Annotated in this window: 21 protein-coding genes, 1 tRNA gene, 1 pseudogene and 1 riboswitch; of the genes and pseudogenes, 10 read left to right on the forward strand and 13 right to left on the reverse strand. The window is 71.0% G+C overall.

Annotated elements, in window-relative coordinates:
- Nucleotides 1–123: 123 nt before the first annotated feature.
- The 3 genes from ACIQRL_RS25020 to ACIQRL_RS25030 all read right to left on the reverse strand — a co-directional run bounded on the left by ACIQRL_RS25020 (nucleotide 124) and on the right by ACIQRL_RS25030 (nucleotide 3,133).
- Nucleotides 124–197, reverse strand: a tRNA-Met gene (locus ACIQRL_RS25020).
- A 209-nt stretch (nucleotides 198–406) separates the two neighbouring features.
- Entirely contained in the window at nucleotides 407–838 is a 432-nt protein-coding gene (locus ACIQRL_RS25025; protein ID WP_401335235.1) for a hypothetical protein, read from the reverse strand.
- A gap of 201 nt (nucleotides 839–1,039) precedes the next feature.
- The gene (locus tag ACIQRL_RS25030) at nucleotides 1,040–3,133 is read right to left on the reverse strand and encodes a DUF1996 domain-containing protein (protein WP_401335238.1); all 2,094 of its coding nucleotides are present in this window, start codon (nucleotides 3,131–3,133) and stop codon (nucleotides 1,040–1,042) included.
- A 418-nt stretch (nucleotides 3,134–3,551) separates the two neighbouring features.
- Here ACIQRL_RS25030 and ACIQRL_RS25035 point away from each other — a divergent pair, with 418 nt between their 5' ends.
- Nucleotides 3,552–4,730, forward strand: a complete 1,179-nt coding sequence (locus ACIQRL_RS25035; RefSeq protein ID WP_401335535.1) for a PP2C family protein-serine/threonine phosphatase — start codon at nucleotides 3,552–3,554, stop codon at nucleotides 4,728–4,730.
- A gap of 72 nt (nucleotides 4,731–4,802) precedes the next feature.
- Here ACIQRL_RS25035 and ACIQRL_RS25040 read toward each other — a convergent pair whose 3' ends face one another.
- The gene (locus ACIQRL_RS25040; RefSeq protein ID WP_401335241.1) at nucleotides 4,803–5,495 is read right to left on the reverse strand and encodes a hypothetical protein; all 693 of its coding nucleotides are present in this window, start codon (nucleotides 5,493–5,495) and stop codon (nucleotides 4,803–4,805) included.
- A gap of 259 nt (nucleotides 5,496–5,754) precedes the next feature.
- Here ACIQRL_RS25040 and ACIQRL_RS25045 point away from each other — a divergent pair, with 259 nt between their 5' ends.
- Both ACIQRL_RS25045 and ACIQRL_RS25050 read left to right on the forward strand, forming a co-directional pair.
- Nucleotides 5,755–5,919 (forward strand): hypothetical protein, encoded by a 165-nt coding sequence (locus ACIQRL_RS25045; protein WP_401335244.1) that lies wholly within the window; start codon nucleotides 5,755–5,757, stop codon nucleotides 5,917–5,919.
- A gap of 357 nt (nucleotides 5,920–6,276) precedes the next feature.
- The gene (locus ACIQRL_RS25050) at nucleotides 6,277–6,594 is read left to right on the forward strand and encodes a hypothetical protein (protein ID WP_401335246.1); all 318 of its coding nucleotides are present in this window, start codon (nucleotides 6,277–6,279) and stop codon (nucleotides 6,592–6,594) included.
- A gap of 82 nt (nucleotides 6,595–6,676) precedes the next feature.
- Here the strand turns inward: ACIQRL_RS25050 and ACIQRL_RS25055 are convergent.
- Nucleotides 6,677–7,021 (reverse strand): annotated as a pseudogene (locus tag ACIQRL_RS25055) (C40 family peptidase); the annotation flags it as partial.
- Between the two features lie 1,372 nt (nucleotides 7,022–8,393).
- A riboswitch (cyclic di-AMP (ydaO/yuaA leader) is annotated at nucleotides 8,394–8,566 on the reverse strand.
- A 511-nt stretch (nucleotides 8,567–9,077) separates the two neighbouring features.
- Between ACIQRL_RS25055 and ACIQRL_RS25060 the strand changes: the two are divergent.
- Nucleotides 9,078–9,308 carry a hypothetical protein gene (locus tag ACIQRL_RS25060; RefSeq protein ID WP_401335249.1) on the forward strand — a complete coding sequence of 77 codons (231 nt, stop codon included), beginning with the start codon at nucleotides 9,078–9,080 and terminating at the stop codon, nucleotides 9,306–9,308.
- Here the strand turns inward: ACIQRL_RS25060 and ACIQRL_RS25065 are convergent.
- Complete coding sequence (locus ACIQRL_RS25065) at nucleotides 9,305–10,051, reverse strand: alpha/beta hydrolase (protein ID WP_401335252.1); 747 nt, start codon at nucleotides 10,049–10,051, stop codon at nucleotides 9,305–9,307. The two genes, ACIQRL_RS25060 and ACIQRL_RS25065, sit on opposite strands and share 4 nt — an antisense overlap.
- A gap of 354 nt (nucleotides 10,052–10,405) precedes the next feature.
- Here ACIQRL_RS25065 and ACIQRL_RS25070 point away from each other — a divergent pair, with 354 nt between their 5' ends.
- Nucleotides 10,406–11,209 carry a maleylpyruvate isomerase family mycothiol-dependent enzyme gene (locus ACIQRL_RS25070; protein ID WP_401335255.1) on the forward strand — a complete coding sequence of 268 codons (804 nt, stop codon included), beginning with the start codon at nucleotides 10,406–10,408 and terminating at the stop codon, nucleotides 11,207–11,209.
- A 747-nt stretch (nucleotides 11,210–11,956) separates the two neighbouring features.
- Here the strand turns inward: ACIQRL_RS25070 and ACIQRL_RS25075 are convergent.
- Nucleotides 11,957–12,667: a beta-glucanase gene (locus ACIQRL_RS25075; protein ID WP_401335258.1), complete on the reverse strand. Its 711-nt coding sequence runs from the start codon at nucleotides 12,665–12,667 to the stop codon at nucleotides 11,957–11,959.
- A gap of 344 nt (nucleotides 12,668–13,011) precedes the next feature.
- Nucleotides 13,012–13,386, reverse strand: a complete 375-nt coding sequence (locus tag ACIQRL_RS25080) for a VOC family protein (RefSeq protein WP_401335260.1) — start codon at nucleotides 13,384–13,386, stop codon at nucleotides 13,012–13,014.
- Nucleotides 13,387–13,957: 571 nt separating this feature from the next.
- Here ACIQRL_RS25080 and ACIQRL_RS25085 point away from each other — a divergent pair.
- Both ACIQRL_RS25085 and ACIQRL_RS25090 read left to right on the forward strand, forming a co-directional pair.
- The gene (locus tag ACIQRL_RS25085) at nucleotides 13,958–14,551 is read left to right on the forward strand and encodes a DinB family protein (protein WP_401335262.1); all 594 of its coding nucleotides are present in this window, start codon (nucleotides 13,958–13,960) and stop codon (nucleotides 14,549–14,551) included.
- A gap of 117 nt (nucleotides 14,552–14,668) precedes the next feature.
- Entirely contained in the window at nucleotides 14,669–15,403 is a 735-nt protein-coding gene (locus tag ACIQRL_RS25090; RefSeq protein ID WP_401335264.1) for a hypothetical protein, read from the forward strand.
- 7 nt (nucleotides 15,404–15,410) lie between these two features.
- On the opposite strand, the gene ACIQRL_RS25095 is transcribed toward ACIQRL_RS25090, so the two are convergent.
- Complete coding sequence (locus ACIQRL_RS25095; protein WP_401335266.1) at nucleotides 15,411–15,998, reverse strand: exonuclease domain-containing protein; 588 nt, start codon at nucleotides 15,996–15,998, stop codon at nucleotides 15,411–15,413.
- An 86-nt stretch (nucleotides 15,999–16,084) separates the two neighbouring features.
- The gene (locus tag ACIQRL_RS25100; protein WP_261705405.1) at nucleotides 16,085–16,540 is read right to left on the reverse strand and encodes a MarR family winged helix-turn-helix transcriptional regulator; all 456 of its coding nucleotides are present in this window, start codon (nucleotides 16,538–16,540) and stop codon (nucleotides 16,085–16,087) included.
- Nucleotides 16,541–16,724: 184 nt separating this feature from the next.
- Here ACIQRL_RS25100 and ACIQRL_RS25105 point away from each other — a divergent pair, with 184 nt between their 5' ends.
- Nucleotides 16,725–18,179, forward strand: coding sequence for an MFS transporter (locus ACIQRL_RS25105; RefSeq protein WP_401335269.1), 1,455 nt, complete (start codon nucleotides 16,725–16,727; stop codon nucleotides 18,177–18,179).
- 149 nt (nucleotides 18,180–18,328) lie between these two features.
- On the opposite strand, the gene ACIQRL_RS25110 is transcribed toward ACIQRL_RS25105, so the two are convergent.
- On the reverse strand, nucleotides 18,329–19,042 hold the full coding sequence (locus tag ACIQRL_RS25110) for a GNAT family N-acetyltransferase (RefSeq protein WP_401335271.1): 714 nt from the start codon (nucleotides 19,040–19,042) through the stop codon (nucleotides 18,329–18,331).
- An 18-nt stretch (nucleotides 19,043–19,060) separates the two neighbouring features.
- Here ACIQRL_RS25110 and ACIQRL_RS25115 point away from each other — a divergent pair, with 18 nt between their 5' ends.
- Both ACIQRL_RS25115 and ACIQRL_RS25120 read left to right on the forward strand, forming a co-directional pair.
- On the forward strand, nucleotides 19,061–19,198 hold the full coding sequence (locus ACIQRL_RS25115; RefSeq protein WP_401335274.1) for a hypothetical protein: 138 nt from the start codon (nucleotides 19,061–19,063) through the stop codon (nucleotides 19,196–19,198).
- Nucleotides 19,195–21,468: an FUSC family protein gene (locus ACIQRL_RS25120; RefSeq protein ID WP_401335276.1), complete on the forward strand. Its 2,274-nt coding sequence runs from the start codon at nucleotides 19,195–19,197 to the stop codon at nucleotides 21,466–21,468. The genes ACIQRL_RS25115 and ACIQRL_RS25120 overlap by 4 nt, the downstream gene beginning before the upstream one ends.
- An 84-nt stretch (nucleotides 21,469–21,552) precedes the next feature.
- Here the strand turns inward: ACIQRL_RS25120 and ACIQRL_RS25125 are convergent, their stop codons facing one another.
- Both ACIQRL_RS25125 and ACIQRL_RS25130 read right to left on the reverse strand, forming a co-directional pair.
- The gene (locus ACIQRL_RS25125) at nucleotides 21,553–21,993 is read right to left on the reverse strand and encodes an Lrp/AsnC family transcriptional regulator (RefSeq protein ID WP_328557476.1); all 441 of its coding nucleotides are present in this window, start codon (nucleotides 21,991–21,993) and stop codon (nucleotides 21,553–21,555) included.
- 44 nt (nucleotides 21,994–22,037) lie between these two features.
- On the reverse strand, nucleotides 22,038–23,387 hold the full coding sequence (locus tag ACIQRL_RS25130; protein ID WP_401335279.1) for a transaminase: 1,350 nt from the start codon (nucleotides 23,385–23,387) through the stop codon (nucleotides 22,038–22,040).
- Nucleotides 23,388–23,392: the final 5 nt, after the last annotated feature.

Genomic DNA, 23,392 nt, shown 5'->3' on the forward strand with positions numbered 1-23,392 from the left:
CGCGCGCTCGGCGCTGCCCGATCGGCACCCGGCGTTCACTCGGCTCGCGGGCACCGACCGTCACTCACCGCACGAAAACGATCGAGGGGCCGACATTTTCATGTCGGCCCCTCGATCTTCGAGTAGCGGGGACAGGATTTGAACCTGCGACCTCTGGGTTATGAGCCCAGCGAGCTACCGAGCTGCTCCACCCCGCGTCGTTGAACTCAACTCTACGTCATCTTTTCGGCTCCCACGACCATGATCGCCCGCGGACCGGCGACCAGGGGGTCCGGACAGCGCGGGGCGGGTTCCACCGGGTGCTGCGGCCGGCCCGTGGCGGCGCGCCGCGGGCCATGGCAGCTCACAGTGGCTCATGCCGGCGACACTCCGGCCGTGCGGGCGGGCCGGAGCGCTCCGCGGGCTGTCACACGTCGGTGGGCAGACCGCTGACCTCGGCGATTCCGCGCAGTTCCTCGTCCTGACGGTGGCGCTCGCCGATGAATTCGGCGATCTCCCTGCACCGCTCGGGATCATCGGCGGTACCCGAATCCGTGACGACCCGGACCACACCGATCTCCTCGGTCTCCAGCTCGACGATCCGGTTGTCCAGGCGTCCCGTGACGGCCACGGCGACCACGAGGGACGCCTCGTCGCGGACCTCCTGCGGGACACTGTCGGGTTCCGCGCCGTCCAAGCACAGTTCGATCGCTCCCGCCCTCTCCTCCCTGATCGCTTCGAGTACGGGCTCGACCATGCGCAGCAAGAGCGCGTAGTCCGCCGGAGCCATACGCAGGCGGAGCATTTCGAGGTACAGGTCGAGGGGCCGGTCATCCGGTGCCTGCTCTGATGCGTCCATGGAGCTTCGCCTTCCCCAATGTGGACGACATGATCGCGTCTCCCACCAGCATGCTGTGAATCGGCGCACACCGCCGGTCGAGACGGGCGCCCGGGAAGCGGCCGAGGGGGCTCGTGCCCTGTTCGCACAGGCCACGAGCCCCCTTCAAACTCTTCCGTCAGGATCCGTCCGCCGGGCTCGTCCGTCCGGGTCAGGTCCGTGTCACATGTAGGTGCGCCGGATGCGGTAGAGCACGAAGATGCCGGAGAGGACGAAGATCCCGCCGATCACGCCCGGCCACAGGTTCGCCCCGGTCTCGGCGAGCGCGCCGGTCCCGACCGCCTGCGGCTCGATCCCCGAAGTGGCCGACGGGTAGGCCCCGGCCGCCGGCTCCGTCTGCGCGGGTGTCCCCACCTGGCCGCCCTGGTCGGTGCCCGGGGTCTCCTGTGCGGCGGACGAGCCGTCCCCGGCCGCCGACGTCACGTCGGACTTGGGCTCCACGCTGACGGGAGGCGCGTCGCCGCCCGCCGGCTCGGTGCCCGGCGCTCCGGCCGTGGGCTCCTCGGTCTGGCCGCCGCCGTTACCACCGGCGGCCGAGCCCCCCGCACCCTCGGACGGGTCGGCCGCGGTGGGTGCAGGCTGCTCCGACGGGTTCCCGGTGGGGTTCGGGTCTGGCTCCGAGGGGTTCGGGGCCGCCTCCGAGGGGTTCGGCTCGGCACTCTGGGACGGCTTTTCGCTGGCCGGAGGGGTCCCCTGCTGTCCGCCGCCGTTGCCGTTGCCGTTGCCGCCACCGTTGCCGGCGCCCGCGCCGCACTTCCGGCCGCTGTTGATGCAGTCGACCACGTGATTCATCAGGCTCTCGTCGAAGACGTTGATGAAGTCGCCATGGTCCGTGACCGGCTTGTGCACCTGCTCGGGGAAGGAGTCCACCGCGAACAGCGGTGACGTACGGCCGCCGTCCTGGAGGCTCGGGGCGTTGATGGCGTAGACGATGCGCTGCACCAGCTGCGGAATGGCCTTGAAACTGCCGGGGCAGTTGCCCTGGGCGTCCGCGAAGGCCACATGGGTGCGGTGGTTGGCGCTGTCGATGTTCGCGCCGTCCCAGCAGCTCTGGAACTTGAAGGTGCGCACCACGTCGCTGCCCTGCGGACAGAGCGGGTACTTGTCCTTCAACTGCCGGTCCTCGAAGCCGGTGCAGCTCCAGGAGGCGTTGGCGTTGGCGGTGCCGTTGACGAACGCCTTGGCGTCACCGGTGATGATGCGCAGCAGGCGGGGCATCGCCGTGACCTTGCTGCGCGGGTTGCCGACGAAGGTCAGGGTGACCTGCTTGGGCGTGACGATCTGCCCGGCGTTGCCCTCGGTCCCGCCTCCGGGCGCGCCCGCGTCGCGTTCCTGCTTGCCGTTCTGGAGGCGCACCACGGGCCAGTAGTACGAGGACTTGTCGCCCTTGTCCTGGCAGGAGGTGTCGGCCTTGGCCAGGTCGTCGTCACTGGCGAAGGCGGTGTTGGACTGGTTGCCGACGTAGTCGTGGAAGTGGTGGGCGCCGTTGGAGACGCCGGGAGCCACGATCACGTTGTCGGAGTTGAACAGTCCGTTGGCGTTCACCCCGCAACTGGAGGCGAACTGGCCCTGGGAGGCGTCGCCCTGGGGCTGCGGGGTCTGCGCGTTGGGCTGGACGGACATGATGTCCGCGTAGTCGGCGGCCACGGGGCCGTTGCCGACCGGAGCGGCGCCGCCCTGCTGGCCGCCCTGGTTCTGGGGCGGGCTGCTCTGGGTCTGCGGAGCGCCGCTCTGGTTCGGCGGCGGGCTGCTCTGAGCGGCGCTTGCCCCGCTGCCGGGCTGCATGCCGGAAGGACGCAGGGTGCAGGCCGCGAAACCGTCGAGTCCGCTCGGCGGGTCGCCCGCGGCGTCGATGGCGGCCACGATGCGGCCGATCGACTCGGCCCGCTTCTCCTTCAGCGGATTCATGACGGCGTCGGCGCCGCTGTCGCCGCTCTGCTGCATCTGGTCGGCGGTTGCCTGGAGTTGCTGGTAGGCCGCGGCGATCTGCTGGTCCAGGAGCGCGAGTTCCTTGTCGACATCTCCCTTCGCGGCGTCCGGGACCGTCGTCAACTGGGCACCGACGTCAGGGCAGTCGATGGTGGCGGAGCCGGCGGACAGGACGTGGACGCCCAGCGGGTCGCCGCCCGTCCCGGTCTCGGTCGCCGATGCGTAGACGTTGACTGCTACCAGCCCGCCTCCGCCCAAGATCAGTGCGAAAGCAAGTGTGGTCGCGCGTCGTGCGCCCGTGGGGCGTCTGCGCGTGTTGCGTCCCAAGGTGGTGCTCCTACGCGTCGTGGTCGGCTCGGCATGGAATTTCCCCTGCCCCTATACGCGAGCCGGTCGCGTCGTGTTCAAACGTCTCTCGAATTCACAGCAACCCCGTACGGAGCAACGGCCCGAGGACACTTCGGCGAACAGCCGGGAGACCGGATCGTCCCGGGCGAACGGGCACGGGCGGACGCGGCCCGCGGCGGCTGTCCGGTTGCACCGGACGCGGAGCGGTGGCCGAATGAGAGCACTGCACCACACGTACGTCCTGGATCCGGGCCCGGCCATGGCCCGGGCGAGTGGGGCAGGGTCAGGTGCTCCGCCGCTGCCACCGTGGGCACGACCGGGCCACGGCGTCGAGGCGGGTGAACTGGTGGCGGGAGCGGAGATCGACTACGGCGGGGTCTTTCACTCCCTGCCCGGCATGGTCGCGCTGCTCACCCCGGATCTGGTCTTCGTGGACGCCAACGATGACTACCTGGGCAACTCCGGCCGCTCCCGTGAGCAGTTGGTCGGCCGGTATCTGTTCGACGTGTTCCCCGACCGGCCGGACGATCCGGCCGCCAACGGGATGCGGAACCTGGAGGCGTCCCTGCGCCGGGTGGTGGAATCCGGGGAGCGCGACGCCATGGCCCTGCAGCGCTACGACGTGGAGTCCCTGGACCGGCCGGGCGTCTGGCAGGAGCGGTACTGGAGCCCGGTCAACGCCCCCGTGCTCGACGAGGACGGCACCGTGGTGCTGGTGGTCCACCGGGTGGAGGAGGTCACCGAACTCATCCGGGCCCGCGGCGGGCCGACGCACGGCGACCGGAGCCCCGTGATGGAGGCCGAGCTGTACACCCGCGGCCGGGAACTCCAAGAGGTCAACGACCGCCTGCGGCGGGCCCACGAACACGAACGGGAGGTCGCCGTCGCCCTCCAGGACGCACTGCTGCCCTCACCGCACCAGATCGGGCCCCATCATGCCGCCGTGCGCTACCGGCCGGCCACGAGTGCGCTGAACGTGTGCGGCGACTGGTACGACCTGGTGGCGCTGACCGGCGACCGTATGGCGGTCGCGGTGGGGGACGTCGTGGGGCACGGCCTGTCCGCCGCCTGTGTCATGGGCCAGTTGCGCAGTGCCCTCAGTGCCGCGTCCCGTGCCTCCCGGGGCCCCGCCCGGGCACTTGAGGTGCTCGGGCTGTACGCGCGTTCCGTCGACGGCGCCGAATCCACCACGGCGGTGACGGCCTGGATCGACTGGGAGGCCCACACCATCACGTACAGCAGTGCCGGGCACCTCCCGCCCGCCCTGCTGCACGGCGACGGGAGGGTGGAGTTCCTGGACCGGGCGACCGACCCGCCGCTCGGGGCCCGGCCGGATCACGTGGCCCGCCCCGAGGCCACCACGGGCTTCGCCGAGGGCGACACCCTGGTCCTCTACACCGACGGTCTGATCGAGCGCCGCGTCGAAGACATCGATGTCGGCCTCGGGCGCCTCGCCACCGCCCTGACCCAGCACCGGGAGGCCGAGCCCGAGGCACTCGCCGACGCCCTCCTGTCGGACCTGCTGCCGCCCGGCGGGGCCACCGACGACACGGCGCTGGTCATCCTCCAGCTGTGAGCGGGACCGGTGACGTACGGCGGTCACCGCCCGCGACCCGCGGCTCCCGGCCACGAGGGCTTCCGGACGGCGTCACGCGGTGGAGACCGCGGAGGTGAGGCGGTGGGCGCGGACAACGGCGAGCACGCATCCGGCGAGGAGTGCGGCGGCCAGGGCCGCCAGTCCGCGCAGCGGCCCGGTCGTCACCGGTCCCGCGGCCAGGGCGCGTGGCGCCAGGCGCCCCTCGGGGTCGTAGACGACAGCGAGTACGTCCCCCGGCCGTACGGTCCGATCGCAGCCCCGCCGTACGCGGACCTTGAGCGGTACGCCGTCCCGGGCGACCACCGAGCACAGGTACCGGGAGCGGCCCGCGCCCGCCCGCTCGCCGCCCTCGACGGATGTGACGACCATGGGCGCCACACGCTCCCCGTCCTCCGGCACCACACCCGCGGCGGCCTGCGGGGCCTGGAGGGCGAGGCACACGCCGAGCACCGCGACGATGCCGACGAACGCCCGCCCCGCCCGCACGCGAACGAGGTGGAGGACGAGGACTCCCGCACACACGAGCCCCGCCTCACCACTGGCCAGTACGGGCACCCCGGTCCGATCGCCGACGACCCCCACGCCGACGATGGACCCGGCCCCGAGAACCCCGGCGAGGATCCCCTCCCCCACCAGCCACCGGGGCGGCCATCCGACGAACTCCGCGGGCCCCCACACCGTGCTCCGCAGGTGCTCCGTCAGGTCCGGCTCCGGGGCGGGCGGAGGAAGACGCCACCGGCGCATACCTCTCCCACCTCCAGCGTCGTTCCTCGTCGGTCAGCGCCTCGTATCCTGCCGTTCACGGCGGACCGCGACCCTGCCTCCGTCCGGAACAGATGGCGTGGACAACGTTTCCGGGAGTCGGCAGCGAAGCCCGCCGTCCGCGCTCCCCGGGGGCCGACCGTCACCCTCACCTTCAGGCGACGGAGCGTCAAACACCTTGACGCAGAACGGTGTTGCCCACATCCGCCCTCAGAGCCAGGGTTGCGGAGCCAAGGACTTCGTGAGCAGTACACGTCCGCCGACGCCGGCCGGCAGTAGCCCGGCCACCCTGCAGTCGAGGCAGAGAGCCGGGCCCGAGGACCAGTTGACGGCCGAGGCGCGGCAGGCCAGCACGACGGACACGGCGACGGCGGCGCCCGGCAGCGCTCCCCTGCCGCACCTGTGACAACAGCCCGGCGTCGAGGAGCCGGTCGCACTGCGCGTACACCTGCGCGTGCGGAACCGACCAGAAGGGCGCGACGGTGCGTGCCGCCTCCCCCTGACGTCGTACGCGCTGGCCTCGCCCAGCTTGCCGATGACGCCGAGGACGAGATACGAGGCGGTGGTCAACCGGGCGTGAGCCATGGGGCGACCGTATCGCCACGCGATCACCGGGTGGCGGGAACCACCGGGCGCGGGCACCGCACGGCAGGCTCCGCCCGACGCGAAGAAGATCCGGGTGCCCGGCACAATGCGGGGTAGACGGGCGATCACACAGCCGACCGCACTTCAGGCCCGCCGGGCACCCGCACTAGGAGTTCCTGTGACCACCTTCGTCATCACCGTTCCCGGGACGTTCGTCCACGGACTGCCGGACGTCTCCCGTGCCGACGTGGAGCGCAGGCTTCGCCCTCAGGACCCGCAGAACACGGACCTGGGCGAGAGCGAGGAGCTGAGCCTGCTGACCGTCGACGAGAACAACACGTTCTCCGTCCGGCTCGAAGTCGAGGCGGCGGACCGCAGAAGCGCCGAGGCCGAGGCCGTGCGACTCGTCTCCGGTGCGCTCCGCGACAGCGGCCTGTCCGAGGACGACGCCCCGCTGGGGCCGGCCGCCGTCACGGGGATCGACCGGGAATTCTGACGGCTCACCGTCAGGTCATCCTCGCGGACGACCGCGCCCTCGGACGGCCGGGCCGGATCTCGGGCCGGCCGTGCGGCGGGTCTCAGACCGGCCGTACGACGCTGTGGATGGCCGCCTGCCCGACGTAGTTGATCGACTCCTCGGCGATCCGCGCTCCGGGACTCGGCGCATGGACCATCATGCCGTCACCGACGTAGAGGCCGACGTGGCTCACGTTGGCGTGGAAGAAGACGAGGTCACCCGGTTGGATGCCTGCCAGGGCGACCGCCGGACCGACCCGCGCCTGGTCTGCCGTCGCGCGGGGGAGCATCACCCCGGCGCTCTTCCAGGCCGCCTGAGTGAGGCCCGAGGGGTCGTACGAGCCGGGTCCGGACGCTCCCCACACACACGGCCTGCCGACCTGAGCACGAGCGAAGGCGACCGCCTCCGAGGCCCTGCTGTCGTATCCGACGACCGGCGGGGCGGCGGCAGCGACGAGGCTGTCGATGCTGAACCCCGGATTCGTGTCGACGGGCCCGGGCGCGGCGGGCCACACCTGTTCCCCGCCGGTCCGCAACGACTGCCGCCAGGTGTCGTCGACCGGCGCGGGCGCCGGCTCGTACGCGGGGGCCGGGGGAGGCGGGGGTGCCGATTCGTACGCGGGAGGCATGGGAGCCGACTGATACGAGGCGGACTGGGCCGCCGACTCGTACGCGAGGGGCAGCAGCACCGACCTGTACTCGGGCTGCTGAGGCGCCGGCTCATACGAACGGGGCAGCGGCGCCGACTCGTACGCGAGAGGCAGCAGCACCGACCTGTACTCGGGCTGCTGAGGGGCCGACTCGTACGAAGTGGGCAGCGGCGCGGGCTGGAACGCGGTGGGTTGGGGGGCCGACTCGAAAGCAGTGGGCGTGGGAGCCGACTGGAACGCGGCAGGCTGAGGTGCCGACGCATACGCCGTCGGCTGAGGAGCTGACTGGAACGCGGCAGGCTGAGCCGTCGACGCGTACGCGGCGGGCTGAGGCGCCGACTGGAACGCGGGGGTCTGAGGTGCCGACCCGTACGCGGGGGGCTGAGGCGCCGGTTGGAACGAGGGCAGTTGCGGCTCCTCCACCGGCCGGTACTCCATCGCCGGGGCCTGCACGACCGGCGTGCTCTGCCGTGCCACGTGCCGCGACAGCAGTTCCTGCGCGGCGGCCAGCTTGCGCCGGGCGCTGTCCTTCTTGAGGTGCAGCGAGGACTTCTGTGACGGGGCGGCGGGGGCGGAGGCCGTCGGGAGCGCCGCGCGGACGGCCGCCTCGGGTCCGGGTACCGCCGGGGCGCGCCCGGCCGTCATCTCGGCCACGGGACCCGCGGTCAGTTCCAGGACGGGGCGCGCTGTCAGTTCCGCGGCCGGACCCGCCGTCAGCTCTCGTACCGGCGCAGCCGTCAACTCGGCCACGGGCCGGGCCGTCTGCTCCAGTTGATACACCGTCGGAAGCTCCGCCGGGAGCTCCCTCGGACCTCTCGCACCCTCGGACGGGCGGACGCCCTCCCCACCGCGGTCCGGCAGTCTGTCGGTCGGCAGGATGGCCGGGGCCGAGGGTCCGAACCGGGAGCGCGCCCCGTCGAACCACTGCCGCATCAGGGCTTCCTGGGCGGGATCGACAGCCGCGCGGCCCTGGGCGGGGGCGCGCCGTTCGGACTTGCGGCCGGAGTTCGCCACGGCGCGGGTCGCGTTGAAGTTGCCGGTGGCGCTCTCCGCCTGGTCGTAGAGGGACGAGAGCCGTCGGCGGACTTCTTCGCCGCTCGGCGGGGTGCGTTCCGGCGCCATGGAGTGGTGCTCCTTCCGTCGTCCGCCTACCGGGTTAGCTGTCGGGTTCGGGCGGACGATTCCGGAAGGTATGCCCTACGACCCCTGCCCCGTAAGGCAGTTGGGTCGATTCACCCCAAGTTCGGTGGGTCCCCGGCTCCAGCTGCCACGAGGACAGGCCGGACTCGGCGGAGGCCGCACCGCCCGGCGAGCTTCGCCGGAGGGAGTCGGGCGGCCTGGTCGCCAACTTAGCCATGTTGTGCACCCGATGTGAAGATCCACGTCCCAGATGTCCGATACATTTTCGTGACCTTCATCGCATCACCTCGCAGCGCAACGGTGAGGACACACGCCGTGCTCGAAACGGCGGCTGAGCACGCCCGTTGGGACGATCGCGACCCCACTCCCGTCCCGGCCCCGACCGGACTCCCGTCCCGCCGGTCCGACCCGCTCGGTCCGGGTTCCCGCCGGCATTCCTGTCCGACCGGCCGGCCCAGCCTGCCCCGACCCGCCGTTCGCGCACCCCGCCATCTCGGATGTGTCGGAAGTGTGCGCAGAACTGGCGTTCCCTGGCATCTCGTTCGACATCTGCGGCGCCCATTGGTCACACTTCGACCGGTTCTGGCCGAGCTGGCCGGATGACCGCTGCGGCCACGTCCCGGCCGTACCTTCGAGGCACGTCAGACCACGAGAGCGAGTCGAGGATCCCCACGTGCACGATGCGCCGATCTATGCCCAACTGATCTCCGAACGCGGCGACATACCGACGCTCGTCCGGAGCGAAGCCCGTCGGCTGCAACGCGACTTCGAGTGGATCCTGAGCTGGGATCCGTCGACGGGCGCCCCGCTTCCCGCGTCCGCCGCCCGGCTGGCGTCCGGCGCCCGCCGCCCCTTCTCCCCGGGCCCGGACCCCGACGAACGGCTGGACTCGACCGGACGCTAGAGAACGCCCGGTTCGCCGCCCGGCCGTTCGACGGAGAGGAGGTCGAGCCCACCGTCGATCCGGTCCACCAGGGCGGCGACCGTCGTGCCCGTGGCCCGATGCCAGGTCCGCGCGCGCCGAAGCATCGCGTGGTCACCGCCCTCGACCCGCACGGCGCTCGCGGAGCAGCCCGCCTCCGCGGCCCGGCGGACGAGGGCGAACGACTCCGCGGGATCGGTGACCCGGTCCCGGTCACCGTGCAGCACGATCACGCGCTTGTCCCGGAGGTGGGCGACCGGCTCACCCTCCGGGCACCAGGGCGCGAGAGCCACCACGGCCCGGACCTGTGGTGCGGCCGCGGCACGCAGCGCGGCGCGCCCGCCCATCGAGTGGCCCACGAGGACGACCGGCACCTCCCCCACCAGCTCGGCCAGTTCGGCCAGTGCCCGCAGAACATCGCCGACGGGGTCGGCGTCCGCGCCGTTCCATCCTCTGTGGCGGTAGCGCACCTGCCCGACGAACGTGTCCTCGGCCGGCAGCGCGCGCGTCACGGCGCGCGCGAAGGGCCGCATGCGCACACGCGCGACATTCCACGGTCGCGACGGGGCCCTGCTGTCGACGGCGCCTCCATGGAGGACCAGTACGGCGGCACGCGTCGGACCCGCGTCCGGGCGGGTGAGGCGATACGGCAGCAGCGCCGTGGGGGCGCCGGTCACCTCGGACCCGGACACATCATCGGCGGACATCCGCGCGGAGCCTCGCATGACACCTCTCCATCCTCACGGTGCCACGCCACGCCTCGCACCCGACCGAGAGGAGGGACCGTCTCACCGACCATTTGATATCCGTAGCCGAAGCAGCGGCGGATGGGTAGCACCTCGCACGTCTTGGCCTCGTCGCCACCGACGACCGCGCGTGCGCCTGCACCTGCACCTGCACCTGCGGTGGCGTTTCGCGGTGGCGGTCACCGATGAACCTTTATGAGAATAACCGTGTGTAACGCACGGTCGGCGGCGGAGAGGTCCTCCATCATTTCTCCGCGGTGGTGAGGGTCCGCCCGCGATGGCGGCTGTGAAAACCGCTGTCCGATTGCCGGAACCCAGTGATAGAGATCCAGGGTGACAACGACACTCGAGTACCCCGCTCTGCTGAGACTGATCGACGAACGGTCGACTGCCTTCCGCGCCGCGGTCGCCTCCGCGCCCAGCCTCGACGTACAGGTGCCGACCTGCCCCGAGTGGACGCTGTTCGATCTGGCGCAGCACATCGGCGAGGGGCGCCGCGACTGGGCCGCCACCGTCGCCGCAGGGCCTGCTCCGGCCAAGTCCGCAGCGGAGGGCGCCCCGGCTGCGCCTCGGGAGCGCGAGGCCCTGCTGGCCTGGTTGGCGGAGTCCACCGAGCAACTGCTGGACGCACTGCGGAAGGCCGGCCCGGATCGCGGTTGCTGGACGTGGTGGGAGACGTCGCAGTCGCCGCAGACCTCCGGTGCCGTAGCTCGGCACCAGCTCCAGCAGATGGCGGTGCACACGTACGACGCCCAGATCACCGTGGGTGCCCCGCAGCCGCTGCCGGCCGAGGTGGCGCTCGACGGTGTCGACGAGTTCCTGTCCACCTGCGTCGCAACGACGAGTGCCTGGCCGCACAAGCCCGCCGCCATCGACTTCCACGCCTCCGAGGGCCGCTCCTGGCGCCTCTCGCTCTCCGCCGACGGCGCACGGACCGCCCGTCTCCCCGGGCCCGACACCCTATCGGCCACCGCTACCGGCCAGGACCCGGACGCGGCCTCCGCCTCCGCCTCCGCTCGGGGCACGGCCAGTGAGCTGGTCTTCATCCTGTACGACCGTATCCCGTTCGACTCCCTGAAGCTCGACGGCGACCGACGTCTCTTCGACCAGCTCAGCGCCTGGGACCCGGATGAGTAGGACGTGACGAAGCGCCCCCTCGTACGCCCCGGGGCATGCCTCCCGCCAACGGCTACGACCACGCGGTGGTGGCCTCGGGGCCGCGGGGGGAGCGGACCGTCACGGCTGCGAAGCGGCTGACGAAGGCGGCGGCCATGGTTCCGGGTCACAGCCGGGTCGCAGGCACGGCGATCCATCCGGGCACGCTCGGGCCATCAGCCCATCTGTCCGTGTCCTCCGTCTGTCCGTCCGTGCTCTCGGTCGGCCAGTCGGTGCGCTCGGTCCGTCCGCGCGTGCCCTCAGTGTGTCTGTCCTCGCGCTCAGTCCGAGTCCTCGGGCCGAGCGCGGTAGCCGTTGCGCCACTCCTGATAGAGACGCCACAGACGCGCGGCCCGGGGGCAACGTCCCGACTCCCTCTGACACGTGCGGCAACTGCCGACGTGACCGACGTACGCGGCCTCGGGGGCGTCCTGCCCCGGTTGCGGATTCGTCATGGCCCTCGGCACCCGTCGGCGCGACGTGCACGAGCGCATCGCCGCTTCTGATGCCGTACTTCCGCCCCGGGGCCGACGGCGGATGCACCTGCCGAGGACCGATTCCCGCTTGCCGTACGCGACTTGCTGCCCGCCGTCGACGCAAACCGGAAGATGGGACGACCTGGTGATCGGACGAGCAGCCGAATTGCTGGGTGTCTGCCGCCGGATACCAGTCACCCGTTCCCCGTCGCGAACCGTGGGCTCCAGTCGCCGATTCTCCCCAGGCCGGGCGTCAGTCGAGGATCTCGACCTCGATCTCGTCCTCGGCCACAGCCGGGAACGGCCCGTCGAACCGCGTCCTGCGGACGGTCAGATGGGCCACCTCGAAGTCCATCTCGGAGGCCTCGGGGGGTGGTGGCGGGTGATAGCGCCCGGAGCACACGGACAGGTTGACGATGAGATAGGCGTGCCAGCCTCTGCCCACCCCGTGCCGGTCGTCGAAGGCCCGGACTCCGTTCACCCACCACACGACGCGATGGGCGCCGAACTCGACGACGAGGTCGACCCAAGCGCCCGGCCCGATGGAAGGGTCCCGGTAGTAGTGCTCTGTGCGGCGAACATGGTTGGAGAGTTCCAGCAGGTCGGGGTTGTCGGGGTGGTACTCGAAGACGTCGATCTCCTGACCGCCGTCCCGCCACGTCCAGATGGCCGGCCAGGCGCCGGTCACCGTGGGCAGCCGGAGCCGCGCCTCCAGCACGTCGCCCGTGCGGACCATGAACGCGTCCGAGCTGCCCTCGGTGGTGAGGAGGCCCGCGTCCCAGTCACCGTCCGCTCGCCGGGTGGCCCGGAAGAGACCCGTCCGGCAGTAGGCGGGGTCGGTCACCAGGTGGTCGAGTTTGCCGTCGCCCGGATTGACCGGACCGCCGTCGGGATAGGCCCAGGAGTGGCCCGCGACCCATTGACGGGCCGAGGCGAAATCCGCCGTGAAGACGACATCGGACACGCGGCACTCCTCGATGACGGCGTTTCGCGTACGCCCCAGGTTCTCCCCGAGGGGCCTGCGCCCACACCCCGTTCACCACGACCCGCCACAAAACAACCCGACGGGGTGAACCAGCCGCACTCCGGCGCACCACGCCCTGCTTCTCCCGATGTATCCGCGCCCAGGCGGTCGCCCACCCGCGCGGGTCGGGGACCGTCTGGGTGCGGCCAGGAAAGGGAAGCCGTGGCACGGCCGGCTCACCATGGTCTCGGCTCCGCCGATTTGCATGGTTCGACCGATTGCATGGTTCGACCGATTGCCTGGTCGGGTGCCGCGTCTCGGGTGCCCGACCAGGCTCCGTCCGGCTACAGGTACGGGCGGGTGATCAGTTCGATCGCGTGACCGGCGGGATCCTTGAAGTACACGCCTCGACCGCCGTGCTCGCTGTTGATCTCGCCCGAGCGTCGCATCTGCGGATCGGCCCAGTGCTCGATGCCGTGGCCGCAGAGCCGCCGGTACGCCCGATCGAACAGCTCGTCGTCGATGAGGAACGCGTAGTGCTGCATCTGGATCTCCACCGGCGGCTCGGCGAACTGCAGCAGCACACCATCGGAAAGCTGGATGTTGGTGAACGGGCCCCAGGACGGCGCTTCCGGCAGTTCCAACAGCTCCCGGAAGAAGCGTGCCGACGCGTGGCGGTCCTTGGAAGCGATGATGGTGTGGTTGAACGTGACTGTCATACGGCTTACCTCAATGGTGTTCGACACGAAAACGGACTCGCGGTGCATGTGCACAGGGAGGTCCGCGTGACGAACCGAGAGGGTGCCTTTCGCGCACCCGCCGCGTGATCAGCCGTCCACCGGGTGGCCCATCCGTGAGTGGCGTAGCGCCGGTCCGGTGTTCATGTCGGTGACCCTACTCAATCGACTCGACCACGACAACGTGCGGTTCGGGGGACGGGCCCCGAGGAAGTCGTCGCCAGAGATCGCCTGGCAGTGTGCGATCGCCCCGGCTGTCGGTGCCCTCCTCACCTGCAACCCCCGAAGCGCATCGTCGCGTTGCTGGAGCGGGCCGGACTCGTCGTCACCTCTCGACTGCTGCAGGAACCTGGCGAAGGAGCGAAGAGAACGGTCGCCAGTTCATGGCGCGGAAACCCGAACGTCTCATGACGGCGCAGCCGTTCGGCTTCAGGCGACCTGGCCACTGTTTCAGGCGATCTGTTCCGATTCGCTCGTCGGGTCGGACGCTCCGGTTCGCCACGAGCCGGGGAAAGGGCGGTGGACGGATCGCGTGAGCGGCAGACTGGCCGCCATGACCGCACCGGATCCCAAGGCTGACCTTCACCGCTATCTGCAGTCGGCTCGTGACGCCCTGATGTGGAAGCTCGAAGGTCTCTCGGAGTACGACATCCGCCGCCCGCTCACACCGACCGGCACCAACCTCCTCGGCCTGGTCAAACATGTGACCGCCGTGGAGCTGGGCTACCTCGGCGACACCTTCGGACGGCCGTCCGGTGAACTGCTGCCCTGGCTCGAGGACGCCGCTGAGACGAACGCGGACATGTGGGCCACCGCCGACGAGTCACGCGAGGACATCACGGGGCTCTACCGCCGGGCCTGGGCACACGCGGACGCGACGATCGAGGCGCTGTCGCTGGAGACGACCGGCAGGGTGCCATGGTGGCCCACCGGGAAGGACGAGGTGACGTTGCATCATGCGGTGGTGCGTGTGATCGCGGACGCTCAACGGCACGCCGGGCACGCCGACATCATCCGGGAGCTCCTGGACGGCGCCGTCGGGATGGACAAGGCCAACGACAGCATGACAACGGGCGACTCGGCGTGGTGGGAGGACTATCGGAACAGGGTGGAGCGCGCGGCCAAGGAAGCCGGCCACGTCACTTGAGGGCTGTCCCGCACCGTGCGGACCGGCGTCGCGGTGCATCGCGCTGATCATGCGCCGCGCATGGCCCGCGCATGCCCCGCACACTCCACGCCCGGCCCGTCCAAAGGGAATCGATCCATGACCGGCACCGCCCCCGATCTTCCGCCCCAGGCCGACCTGGGGCAGTTGCGCACCCAGGCCAAGGACCTGCGCCTGGCCGTTCTGCACGGCAAGCCCGGCGCCGCCGAACGCGTCGCCGGAAGCGGCCCGGTGGACCCCGGCCGGTTCTCCCTGCGCGACGCTCAGCACGTCATCGCCCGCGAACACGGCTTCGCCCGTTGGCAGGACGTCGTCAGCGCGTTCGGCAATCGCCGGCCACGAGAACGCGATCTGCACCGCTGGTTCGCCGTCGAGCTCAACAACGCACTCGGGGACCTGCTCTTCGACCTGACCCCCAGCACCCCGCGCGACGAGCAGGACCGCGCCCTCTACCAGGCCTACGCGGCGTGCTACCACTGGCTGGAGGCAGGCACGCCCGCCAACCACGGCCGCGCCGAGTACGCCATCGCCCAGACCGCCCTGGCCATCGGCCGCCCCGGGATCGCCGCCCACCACGCCCCGCGCTACGCGGAACTGATCGCCGAGCATCCCGGTGCCTTCACCGACTGGGACATCGCCTTCTCCATCGAGATCCTGGCCCGGACGGCCGCCGCCACCGGCGCTCCGGACGCCGGGGAGCTCAAGACCCGTGCCCAGCGCCTCACCGACGGGATCGCCGACGCCGACGCGCGCGAGGTCGTTCAGGATCGCCTGGACCGCGGGCCCTGGTTCGGCTTGGAACGGGAATCCGACGCCCCGATTACAGGGGATTGACGAACCGTCAGCTCAAGTCGGCCGGCGACGCGGAGGCGTCCGGCCAAGTCCCTCTTCCCGCAAGGTCGAGGATCAGGGCGGCGATGTTCCACGCGTCGTCCTCGCCCCTGTGGTGTCTGCCTTCCAGGGGCAATTGCGCGAGGCCCAGGGCCTGCGCCATCCCGGGGCGCTTGCGCAGTCCGTGGGCCGTGGTGAAAACCGCCTTGGCGTTGGTGTGCCGGTGGCCGAAGGGGTACGGAGTCGCCGTCGCGGCGCACTGCCGGGTGAACTGGTGGCGGTCGTAGTCGCCCCAACTCGCCCACGGCCGCTCCCCCGTACCGTGACGCGCGGCCAACTCACGGCAGGCCTCGGCGAATTCGAGCCCCTGCTCGACCTCGCCCGGGGTCAGCCCGGTCAGCCCCGTACAGAAGGCGCTGACGGTCGACCGGGCGGGCCGGACCACAAGGCGGTGCTTCTCCACCCGTACGCCCATGTCCAGGTCGACGACCGTCAGACCGATCTCGATGATCTCGCTCACGGCTCCGGGCGGCGGCGGCCCGTCCCAGCAGGTCGCCTCGACATCGACGACGTTCAGCAGTCCCCCGGCGCTGTTCATGCGAGTGAGCGTAGGAGGCGGCGCGCTGCCGCGTCACCGGGTTTTCCGCTACGCGGCTTCGGTCCGGCGGCAGTTGGCGCTCCGGGTCACGGACGGGGCCAGGGACGTCCGCCGATGCGCTCGATGTCGGTGTTGAAGCGCCGCAGATAGGAGGCGAAGGCGGCGATGTCCGTCTCCGGCCAGTCCGCCATGACACGGTCCAGGGAACTGATGAGCCCCTGCCGCTCCTCGTCGAGGAGCCGCGCCCCCTCGTCCGTGATGCGGAACTTGCGGGCCATGCCGCCGTCGGGGTCGGGGATGCGCTCGACGAGCCCGGCGCGCTTCGCGGCGGCGGTCTGCCGGTTGAGGGTGGAGGCGTCCAGCCCGAAGGCGTCGCTGAGTTCACCGATCGACATCGGCCCCTGGACCCGGATCCGGCTGAGCAAAATGTAGGCGCTGCGCTCCAGGACACCGTCCTTGGTCCGGCCGCCCCTGTGGTTCATCAGTCCATGGCGGCTGAGCAGCATCTGCTCGTACTCGACCTCGTGTGTGGGCCTGACCATCCGCCTGCCGCCTCCCGCTGTCACCTGAGCCGCGCGTCCCGCGCCTATCGGTACGGCCCGGCTCCATGGTCCCATACCCGCGTGCACGAGCCACATCACATGCATGAGCCACATCACATGCGTGATACATAGAGCATGTACGATGCACATCCCTTGCCCCGCAGTCAGACCCGAGGAGTCCCTCATGGACGCCCCCCAGCCCACCGCCCGAGCAAGCGGCGTGGTCGCCACGCTCGCCTTCGCCGGCACCGTGGCGGCGATCATGCAGACGCTGGTCACTCCGCTCATAGCCGAGCTGCCCCAGATCCTGCACACCACGCCCGCGAACTCCGCCTGGGTGATCACCGTCACGCTGCTGGTCGCGTCCGTCTGCGTCCCGGTCTCCGGCCGTCTGGGCGACCTGCTGGGCAAGCGGCGGATGCTGCTCGCCTGCTCCGTCCCGCTCGTGGTGGGCTCCGTCGTGTGCGCGCTCTCCTCGTCCGTCGTCCCGATGATCGTCGGGCGGGGCCTGCAGGGAATGGGCATGGGCATGATCCCGCTGGGTATCGCCCTGCTGCGCGACGTGGTGCCGGCCGAGAAGCTGAGTTCCTCCATCGCGCTGGTCAGCGCCTCCATGGGCATCGGCGGCGGCCTCGGCCTGCCGATCTCCGCAGCGGTCGCCCAGTACGCGAACTGGCGCGTCCTGTTCTGGGGCTCCGCCGTGCTCGCTGCGGTGATCGGAACGCTGATCTGGTTCCTCATCCCGGACGTGCCGGCCAGCGCCAAGGGTCAGCGCTTCGACGGGCTCGGCGCCCTCGGGCTCGGCGTCGGCCTGGTCTGCCTGCTCCTCGGCGTCTCCAAGGGCGCCGACTGGGGCTGGGGTTCCGCGACGACGCTCGGCCTGTTCGTCTCCGCCCTGGTGGTCCTGGCCGCCTGGGGTGCCTGGGAGCTGCGCACCAAGGACCCGCTGGTCGACCTGCGCACCACGGCCCGCCCCCGGGTCCTGCTCACCAACGTCGCCTCGGTCTTCGTCGGATTCGGCATGTACGCCAGCATGCTGATCATCCCGCAGCTGCTCCAGTTCCCCGACGCCACCGGATACGGCCTGGGCCAGTCGATGCTCGCGGCAGGCCTGTGGATGGCGCCCGGCGGCATCATGATGATGATCGTCTCCCCGTTCGGCGGGAAGCTGACGGACGCGCGCGGCCCCAAGTTCACGCTGATCTGCGGTGTCCTCGTCATCGCCCTCGGCTACGGACTGGCGCTGGCCCTCATGGGTACGCCCTGGGGTCTGATGCTGACCGGCATGGTCATCAACAGCGGCGTCGGCCTCGCCTACGGTGCGATGCCGGCCCTGATCATGAGCTCGGTCCCGCTCTCCGAGACCGCCGCCGCCAACGGCTTCAACTCGCTGATGCGCTCCCTGGGGACCTCGGTCGGCGCGGCCGTCGTCGGGGTCATCCTCGCCCAGATGACGACCAGCGCGGCCGGCTACACCTTCACCTCCGAGGGCGGTTTCCGCACCGGGCTCATCGTCGGTGGCTGCGTCGCCCTGGTGGCCGCCGCCATCGCGGCCGTGATCCCGGCGGCCCGCGCCGCCCTCGGCGGCGACACGACCGACCCCGCCGCCACGCCGGAGACCGCCTCGGCCGCACGCTGAGGTTCGCATCCCCCGAGCGCACCGGTTACGGCGGCCACTGTCCGCCGTAACCGGTGCGCTCGCGCCGTAGGACGCCCGAAGCGATCGCACCGCCCGTCACACCGGCCCGGCTGCAGACGCCCGGAACCTCCCGACCGGGCCAGGGACGGTCAGAACCCCCCGAGCCCGTTACGGACGGTCAGGACTCCCGACGCGGGCACGGCCGGCAGCCGTTCGGCGCGGGCCGGCGTCTCCGCCGCTGCCTCCACCAGCGTCGACCTGCCCAGGTAGGTGAGCGGTCCGGGGTCGTCGACGGGGATCTCGTGGAAGCCGAGACGGTCGTAGAACGCCCGCGCGGGTCTGTTGGCGGTGACCATGCCCAGATGGACGGCCCGAACCCCACGGTCGTGCAGGGCGGTCAGGAAAGTGTTCATCAGCGCCCTTCCGTAACCGCGCCGCTGGAACTCCGGCAGCAGGTCGATGTGCAGGTGGGCCGGATAGCCGGCGAGTTCGGGCAGGATCATGCGCTCGGGGGTGTGCAGCAGCCCGACCATCTCCTCACCGGGCGTGCGGGCCGGTGCCGTAGGGGCCGGATAGCGGTGCGCGACACGCGGGATCCACGCGTCGCGGAACCGCTTGACGAACTCCGCGGTGTCCCCGGTGCCGACCACGTAGCCGACCGCCCGGCCGCTCCCGTCGTCCAGGACGAAGGCCAGTGCGGGCTCCAGATGGCAGTAGGGCGCCGCGAAGAGCGTCGGCATCAGCTCCTCGTCGGGATACAGGGCACGCGAATCCCCTCCGAGGTCCGCGGTGCTCACGCACACCTCCGCGACGGCGGCGCGGTCGGTGGACCGGTAGGGGCGAAGGGTCGGCACTGGGTTCATGGACGGATCCTCCCTCGCATGGGAGCGCTCCCACAAGAGGTCGGTCGCACCCTCGGCGGGGCGGGACGCCCGGGCACCATCCGGCACGAGCTGCCACGAGGTGCCATGCTGAAGTACCGGATCACGACCTGGGAGCAGGGAACGACGGCAGCGTGAGGACAGTGACTCGGCCGAACCGAGCGACGATCTGGAACCGGTTCGTGGCATCCGACCCGGGCCTGCTGCGGCTCATGGCCGGCCTGCGGACCGTCGGCGCGATCGCCCTCACCCTCGCCGTCCTCGGCCTGATGGGATCCGGTCCCAGCCGCATGGTGACCGGAGCCATGACCGCCATGGTCGCCACGTTCTCCATCAAGGAGAAGCACCGCGGCGAACAGGCCGTCACACTGGCGCTCGGCCTGCCCGTGGCGATCACGGCGATGTCGCTGGGCGCGCTGCTGCACGGTCATACGTTCGCGAGCGACGCGTGCTTCATCGCCCTGATCTTCGCGGCGGTCTACTGCCGCCGGTACGGAGACCGCGGTACGGCACTCGGGCTGATCGCCTTCCAGGTCTACTTCCTGTCCCTGTTCGGCGGAGCGACCTACGCCTCCCTCCGCGAACTCTGGGCGACGCTGGCCATCGGCTTCGCCTGCAGTGCCCTGGTGCGCTTCGCCGTGATCGTCGAGTCGACCGAGCGGGTCCTGAGACGGCTGCGCAAGGCGTTCCGGGCTCGCGTGGCCCAGTTGGTCTCCGTCCAGATCGACCTTCTCGACGCCGGTCCCGACGACGTCGAGAAGGCTCTGGACGACGTACGGCTGCACACCTCGCGGCTGCACGAGAGCGCGATGATGATCCAGGACCGCCTGGACGAGGGAACCGCCGACGGCGCGACCGCCTCGCTGCTCCAGCGGCGGGTCGCCGAGGCCGAGATCGCCGCGGAACGGCTCGGCGTCCTCATCCTCACCGCGCGCAGCGCCGAGCCGGCCGACACGCTCGCCCTGCACCTGCCGGACGCGCCGCTGCCCGAGCCGGGAGACCGGCTCCTGAAGCAGGACGACACCGTCGAGACGCTGCACCGCGACCTCGAAGCACTGCAAGTGCTCGTCGCGGGCCCGGTCTCGGGTGAGCGCGGCGCCGGGGTGGCCCAGCTGCGCAACCGGCTGCTCGGCTACCGGGACGAGGAGAACCTGCCGCACGCCCCGGCGGCCGTGCAGGACGTCTTCCGTGGCATCGGCGAGGCGACGCGGGCGGCCCTCGGACTGCGGCTGGCGCTCGACGGCCCCCAGGACGAATCCGACGACTCCCCCGAGACGAAACGTTCCCGCGAGGAACTGGACGCCGAGGACGCCTCCATCGCCGCGGAGGAGGGCGAAGAGGAGGAGCCGCACCCCACGGGACTGGACCGGCCTACGACCCGGGCGGCGGTACAGGTCTCGGTCGGATCGACCCTGGCCATCGTCGGTGGGGAACTGCTCTCCCCGCAGCGGTGGTACTGGGCCGTGCTGACGTGCTGGGTCGTCTTCCTGAACACCTCCTCGACCGGGGAGATCCTGGTGAAGGGCTATCGCCGGCTGCTGGGGACGGTCCTGGGCGTGGTCGCGGGTGTCCTTCTGGCAGATGTGGTGGGTGGCCACACCTGGACCGCGTTCGCCCTGGTCCTGCTGTTCATCTTCGCCATGTACTTCACCGCTCCCGTGTCGTACGTCCTGTTGTCCTTCTTCGTGACGGCGATGCTGGGGCTGCTGTACACGGTGCTCAACACCTACAGTCCGGCGGTGCTCGTCCTGCGGATCGAGGAGACGGCGCTCGGCGCGATCTGCGGGATGGTCGCGGCGATCGTGGTCCTTCCGGTGCAGACCGACCGCCGTACGGACGAGCTCCTCGCCGCCGTGCTCGTCCGGCTCGGGGACGTCAGCGGTGCGGCGGTGGAGCAGCTCAGCGGCGGTATCGCCCTCGATCTGCTGGGCAAGGCCCGCGAACTGGACGTCGCCCTGGACAAACTGCGGGCCTCCACCAAACCGCTGACCCACCCCATCACTCCGTGGCGGGCCCGCCGTCAGACCGCCCGCTACATCGTCGCCCTGCTGGAGACGTGCGCCTATCACGCTCGGTCCCTCGCCGCGACGGCCGAGCTCCTCCCGTACAGCCGGTCGGTCGCGGCGGATCCCCGGCTCAAACTGGCGGGCCGCCGGATCAGCCACAACATCGACGTCCTCGTCGCCCGGGTGGCGGCGGACGCCGGGGACGGTGTCGCGGAGACCGGGGCGAGCCTCGCCGCCATGCTGGAGTTGGACACGCCGGACTCGCCCCGGCACGACCGCGTCACGGGCCGCGTCCTGCGCCATCTGCAGCGTCTCGACGAGGGCGTGATCGGTCTGGCCCGCCCGCTCGGGGTGCGGATCTCGACACCCGCCAAGAAGCCGGCCCGGAGCGCGGCACGCTGACTTGATCCTTGACCTGTGCGGCGGGGAGGCGTCGTACCGCGGCGACGGTTCGGCTGTCGCACGGTGGCCGTCGCGGGAGGCGGCTCAGCCCACGTTCCACAGGAACCGGTGCGTGTGGATCCCGAAGTAGGGGAACGACTGCACCTGCCGGACGCCCTCGATCTGCCGTACGACGTCGTTGACGAAGTCCAGCAGATCCCTCGGGCCCGGGCAGACCACCTCGGCGAACAGATCGAAGCCACCCGAGGTCAGTACCGAGTAGACGACCTCGGCCCGTTCGGCCAGCGCGTCGGCGACCGCTCGTGGGTCGCCGTCGACGGCGATGCCGAGCAGGGCCATCGCCTGACCGCCCATGCCCATCGGGTCGGTGACCCCGACGACCTGGACCGCCTGCGAGTCGAGCAGGCGTTGCAGGCGCTGACGGGCCGCCGACGCGGACAGCCCGACCTTGGGGCCGAGTTCGGCATAGGCGATACGGCCGTCGATCTGCAGTTCCCGCAGGATGGCCCGGTCGATCTCGTCCACGCTGTTCCTCTCCGGCTGGCCCGGTCCAAGGTTAACGGCGGCGTTCAGCCCATCAGTTCGGCCAGGGCGGCGGCGAAGACGTCGGTGTGGCGGTCCACGTCCTCCTCGGTGGTCGCCGGGCACATGAGCGCCATGTTGTGGAAGGGGGTCAGCAGGATGCCCCGGTTGGCGAGATACAGGTGGAGGAAGTCCTCCAGCTCGGTGTCGGCCGCCGCGGCCGATTCCGTTCCGGTGCGCGGCGCGGGGTCGGCGAACCGGTATTCGGTACGGGCTCCGAGCCGGCTCACCGACCACGGAAGGGCCCATGCGTCGATGCCCGCCCGCACCCCGGCCTCGAAGCGTTCGGAGAGCTTCGCCATCGTGTCGAACGCCGTGTCGGTGAGGACGTGTTCCAGGGTCGCCCGCGTCGCGGCCACGGAGAGGGCGTTCCCGGCGAGGGTGCCGCCGACGCCGCCCATGTCGACCAGATCCAGGTCGGCGCGGCCGAGCAGTTGGTCGGCGAGTTCGGCGGAGAGCCCGTACGCTCCGGCCGGGATCCCGCCGCCGATCGCCTTTCCGATGGTGAGCATGTCCGGCTCCAGGTTCCAGGCGGCGGTGCAGCCACCGGGACCGGCGGAGAAGGTGTGCGTCTCGTCGTTGATGAGCAGGGTTCCGTACCGGCGCGTCAGCTCGCGGACGCCCTCCAGATAGCCAGGCTCGGGCAGCACGATGCCGATGTTGGTGAGCGCGGGTTCCATGAGGACGGCGGCGACGTCCCCGTGGGCGAGTTCGCGTTCCAACTGCGCCAGGTCGTTGAACTCCGCGACGCGGCTGGTGAGGGTGACGTCGCAGGGCGCGCCGACGTTCCCGGGGCGGGCCGTGCCGTGCCCGTCCGGGCCGACCACGATCAGCGACTCGTCGACACTGCCGTGGTAGCTGTAGCTGTTCACCAGGATCTTCGGGCGGCCGGTGACCGCCCGCGCCAGCCGGATGGACCAGCGGTTGGCGTCGGTCGCGGTGAGCGAGAAGCTCCAGCGCGCGAGCCCGAAGCGGCGGGTCAGTTCGGCGCCCACCCACTCCGCGTCCTCGGTGGGGAGCATCGCGGTCGCGCCGCCGCTCTCGGCGAACCGGGTCCGCACCGCCTCGGCCACCACCTCCGGGGAGTGACCGGCCATCGCGCCCGTGTCGCCGAGGCAGAAGTCGATGTACTCATGTCCGTCGATGTCGGTGATGCGGGCACCCCGCGCGGTGTCCAGATAGCGCGGGAACGCCCCCGCGTTCTTGTTCATCCAGGTCATCGGGACCCGGCCGAACAGATGGTCGGCACGCTCGTACGCGGCCCTGGACCGCGGGTTGCGGCGCTCGGCCTCGGCGCTCTCACGAGCCAGGAGCTGCTGCAGGCGAGTGCGGTCCATCGCGG

Source organism: Streptomyces sp. NPDC091209 (genome assembly GCF_044757755.1).
Classification (GTDB): domain Bacteria; phylum Actinomycetota; class Actinomycetes; order Streptomycetales; family Streptomycetaceae; genus Streptomyces.